The sequence below is a fragment of the Phytoactinopolyspora endophytica genome (genome assembly GCF_004138495.1).
Taxonomy (GTDB): Bacteria; Actinomycetota; Actinomycetes; order Jiangellales; family Jiangellaceae; genus Phytoactinopolyspora; species Phytoactinopolyspora endophytica.
The window spans coordinates 511,075-515,630 of record NZ_ML142851.1; the positions used below are offsets into that span (position 1 = coordinate 511,075).

At 67.8% G+C, this 4,556-nt stretch carries 4 protein-coding genes; 2 read left to right on the forward strand and 2 right to left on the reverse strand.

From position 1 onward, the window contains the following. Together ELR45_RS34795 and ELR45_RS08200 are read right to left on the reverse strand one after the other, a co-directional pair. The coding region (locus ELR45_RS34795; protein WP_240759280.1) for a hypothetical protein at positions 1-948 on the reverse strand (948 nt) is incomplete at its 3' end. Between the two features lie 61 nt (positions 949-1,009). Next, complete coding sequence (locus ELR45_RS08200; protein WP_129664967.1) at positions 1,010-2,272, reverse strand: polysaccharide pyruvyl transferase family protein; 1,263 nt, start codon at positions 2,270-2,272, stop codon at positions 1,010-1,012. Between the two features lie 182 nt (positions 2,273-2,454). On the opposite strand from ELR45_RS08200, the gene ELR45_RS08205 reads away from it, so the two are divergent. Then, a complete protein-coding gene (locus ELR45_RS08205; RefSeq protein WP_165367588.1) occupies positions 2,455-3,810 on the forward strand; it encodes a Coenzyme F420 hydrogenase/dehydrogenase, beta subunit C-terminal domain in 1,356 nt (451 codons plus the stop codon). Positions 3,811-3,821: 11 nt separating this feature from the next. Then, positions 3,822-4,556, forward strand: a 735-nt coding sequence (locus ELR45_RS08210) for a lysylphosphatidylglycerol synthase transmembrane domain-containing protein (protein ID WP_129665119.1), incomplete at its 3' end; no start/stop codon positions are given.

Genomic DNA, 4,556 nt, shown 5'->3' on the forward strand with positions numbered 1-4,556 from the left:
CAGCGCGGTGACGGCGGCGAAGCCGGCGGCCAGCCCGGCGGCGGCCGCCTTCACATTGCCGATGAGCTGCTGACGGTATGGACTGCAGGCCACGAGGATGCCGAACAGGATCACTGCGCCGGCCAGGGGAATCCAGAGCGCCGTCCTCGTGCCGAACGAGAACCACATGCCGGCGAAGCAGAGCAGCCCGACGGCCAACGGCCGCTGCCCCGAGCGCTGTTCCGTGGTGCCCGTCCGGCGCCCGGCCGCGCTCATGAAGAACGTTCGCCTTGATGAGTCGACTCCAGGATCTCGTGGCGCCTGTGGATAGAGAGCCACGATCATGCCCGCGGTGACGAAGGTCCATCCCGCCGCGGACGGCACGTCCTTGACGGCGAACATGCTGTAGCCGGTCCACAGCGGAAGAGCGAACGTGGCGGCCGCGGCCCATGCACCACTGACCCATCTGCCGGTCGCCACCAGCAGCGTGTAACCGACCGCCAGCGCGGCCGCCAGCCCCAGCAGCGCCACCGCGACCCCACGCGCGGCATAGGCCCCCTCGCTGTGTTCGGTGACACCCCATTGCTCGACGCCGGCCAGCACGGCGAAGACATGACCGAACATGCCGTACCCGGCCCCGTAGGCATGTAGCCGCCCGGTCTCGATGTCCGGCCTGATCGAACCGTCGCCGTTGAAGAACTCGGGCGGCAGATACCAGCCCGTCTCGAACCACTGGCTCATCCGGGCTTGGTGGATCGGCTCGTCGTTGGAGATCCCGATCTGTGTTGCGCCGATGACCGCCTGACCTGCCAGGAACACGAGCAGAAGCACGGCGACGACGCCGACCGCCGTTTCGCCACGGAGCAGCCTGAGCCGGTCCCATCCCCATGCGAGGACGATGCCAGGCCGGCGCGCCCCACCGGGTGTGACATCACGAGGCCCTCGGGGGGCGCCGGGCGCGGTCGTCACCACCTCGATTCCCCCCAAAAGGTCAGCACGTCGGTGTGATGCTAGCCCGGGCAGGTGAACGCTAGGTGGGAAGACGGTCTAGGAGATCGAACTGTGACTGAGCCGATGCAATAACGTCGGGGAGGTTCTTGCGGATGCGTTCGCGGATGGCGTCGTTCTCGTCCAGCATGCGGTCCGTCATCGGCAGAAGGTGCCGTTCGGCGCCGGAGAAGTCCACGGCGTCGGCCTCGCAGCCGAACATCTCGAGGATCTCCTCGTACTTGTGGCTCCACCCCATGACGAGCGTGGGCACCTCGAGCGCCAAGCCCGCCACCATGGCATGGAACCGCGAGGTGATGAGCAGTGTGCACGGCTGTGCGAGTCGCCGGATGGACGCCGTGTTCAGGTCGAAATCGACGTAGCTGACGGCGGACGGATCGATACCGTCCGGTGCGGTGCGGATGCGGTCCCGTAGCTTCGTGATCACCGCCAGGTCGTTGTTGCGCAGACCTTCGACTCCCGCGCGCGTCGCGTTCGGCATGACCACGACGTGAACTCCGCGATCCCCGAGGTGGCGGATCAGGCGCTGGAGCAGCGCGCAGTAGTCGGCGCCCTCCGTGGTCATCTTCTGCATGACCAGGGAGCTGGGCACGACCGCGACGACGTCCGTGCCGTCCGCGCGTACCCGGTCCAGGTGCGCCGACAGCTCGTCCACCCGCTCCACGTTCTCCGACGTCAGACTGTCCGAAGACCGGTAGGCGAACGCGATGTCCGCGGCCACTCTCCACGAGCCGTCGGGGACACCGAGCCGGCGGAGATGGTCCGCGGTGTGTCGCCCGCGGGCGAACGTGTGGAAGGACCGCTTCGTCATCGCCCGGGCCGGCAGCCGGTTCAGCGGATGCCGGAACGGCCCCATGGCCTGCGACAGGCGGACGACCGGAACCTTCAGCAGCATGGCCGGCCAGAGGCACATCAGGTTGTACGCCACGACCGCCAGCCGTCCGTCGTGGAAGGAGATGCCGGAGACGTCGAATAGTGCCCGGCACCGGCGCAGCGAGCGGACGGATCGCGGCAGCATCGCGTCCGGCAGCCGGACGCCGACCAGGCCGGCGATCCGGACCATCAGCGCGAACATCCACTGCACCACGGTGTCCTTCGGACGTGCATCCACCACCTGGACGGCCGGGTCCGTGAGCAGCTCCCGGTCCCGCTCCGGGAAGTAGGACATGATCAGGAAGGACGCCTCGGGATCATGGTCACGCACCCGCCCGATCGTCGTCGCGACCATGGCCTCCGCGCCGCGGTTCCCCCAGAGGGTTCCGCCTATGACCGCGTACGTGCTCATCCAGCAGGTCCTTTCCGATGCTCCGTGCGCTTGGTTCGTGACAGCTCTGCGACGCTCATACGCGCGCGGCGAGGACACCCGCCGTAGCCGAGCGCGTGCAGGCCCAGCGTATGGTGCGTCCGGCAAGGTGCGATAGTTGGCCCGAGACGTTCGGGGGCGCGAGAGAACACGATGGAGCGACGATGACTCGACCGGCGGACCTGAGTGGCGTGCTGGAGAATGACCTGTGCATCGCCTGCGGCGCCTGCGTGCTCGCCGACCCGTCGATCGAGCTGAGACTTCACCCGGAGAAGCAGATCTTCGAGCCTAGCCACGCCGGGAACCAGGCGGCCGCCGACGTCTGCCCCGCGGTGCAGGTCGACTTCGAGAAGCTTCAGGATCTGCTCTTCCCGGGCGCCGAGCAGGGCACCTACGGCGTCGTGCACAGCGTCATGCTGGCCCAGAGCACCGACGTCGACCGGAATCTCAAGGCCAGCTCGGGCGGGATGATCAAGGAGATCCTCACCCACCTGCTGGCACAGGACGACGTCGACGGCGCGATCGTGCTTCAGCACGTGGACGGTCTGGACTTCGAACCAGGGCTCATCACCGACCCGGACGAGGTGGATCGGCTGCCGGGGTCGATCTATCACAACCTGCCCAAGCATCGGGTGCTCGAACTGCTCCGGGAGAACGAGGGCCGGTACGTGATCGCGGGAATCCCGTGCGAGCTGGAGGGCATCTACAACTACATCTTCACCCACGAGCCGTACCTGCGTGGCCGGATCCACACCAGTGTCGGTCTGCTCTGCGGCTGGCAGTACAACTGGCACTCCATCCGGGCGATCTGCGAGTACAAGGGTGTCGACCCGGACCGGATCGTGGACATCTCGTACCGCGGCGACGGCCCCATCGGGAAGCTGCGGATCTTCACCGACGACGGCAAGGAGCACACCACCAGCCGCCGGTTGGACTTCGGGTACCAGGTCGCCTTCGACCGCAGTTTCAACACGCCGCGCTGCCATCTGTGTATCAACCACGCCAACTTCCTTGCCGACATCGTCGTCGGGGATGCCTGGCTGGCCAGCACGCTCGGGACCAAGGCCGGCATCAGCCTGGTGATCAACCGCCGCGAGGAGAGCGATGCGCTGGTGCGACGGCTGGCCGACGACGGCCGGGTGATCTTCAGCGAGGTCACGGTCAATGAGATCCGGGAGTCGCAGAAACCCCGGATCGCCTTCGGAAACTTCGCGTACGCGTACGCCGACTACCTGGACGAGATCGGGGTGCACCGGCCCAAGATGGACGGGCCGAACAAGCCCGCGGCGCAACCGGTGGCACGGCGCGAGGTCGAGACGTTCTACCAGGAGTTGCAGCGCAAGCTGGAGCTGCAGCGGAGCCGCCGGTACCGTTACCTTTTCTGGCGGAAGGCCACCAAGGAGCTCGGACGGTATGTCTCACGCTACTGGGAGTGGTTCACGCACCGGGTGCTCCGCAGCGGACGCGACCGGGAAGCGGGCAAGTCCGTGACCCGGGAAACCACCTCGATCTTCCGCTGAGGCTTCGTCAGATGCGCTCTGTGACTCGGTGGGTGGGCGCGCTCGTCGCCGTGGCGGGCGTGGCCTTCGTCGTCCGCGAACTGGTCCGCAGCTGGGACGACGTCCGAGACGCGATCAGCGACGCTGACCCGGCGCTGCTGGTCCTCGCGCCCGTGGTGGGGGCATTCGGGATGCTCCTCATCGGCTTGGGCTGGCGGCGCTGCCTGGCCATCCTGGGCGCGCGCCGCGGCTACCTCGACACGATGTACCGCTACTACGTCGGTCAGCTCGGCAAGTACGTCCCTGGTGGCATCTGGCCCGTCGTCGGGCGCGGCGAGATGGCTCGACGTGGTGGCGTCGCGGGGAGCGTCGCCTACGCAAGCACCGTGCTGTCCATCGGAGTGACGTACCTGGCGGCGATCCTCACGGTCGCGATCGCCCTGGTCGCCGGTGCGGCCGGAGGAGACGGGGTGGCGTGGCAGCCGGTCGTTGCGCTGCTGCCGATCGGCATTCTGGCGTTGCACCCCCGGGTCGTGGCGGCCACGCTGCGGCTGGTGCGTCGGGTCTCTGGCCGGGAGCTCGGCATTCCGGTTCCCTCGTGGGGGGTCTCCGTCGGGTTGGTCGCCCTGCACGTCCCGGCCTGGCTGGCGATCGGCGGTGCGACCTGGCTGACGGCGATCGCCATCGACCCGTGGGACCCGGACCTGCTGAATCTGATGTTCGCGACGGTGCTGTCCTGGATCGTCGGCCTTCTGGTGGTGCCCGCG

Coding starts and splice junctions, on each gene's coding strand:
- ELR45_RS08205 (WP_165367588.1), top strand. CDS start 2,455: ATGACTCGACCGGCGGACCTGAGTGGCGTGCTGGAGAATGACCTGTGC.
- ELR45_RS08200 (WP_129664967.1), bottom strand. CDS start 2,272: ATGAGCACGTACGCGGTCATAGGCGGAACCCTCTGGGGGAACCGCGGC.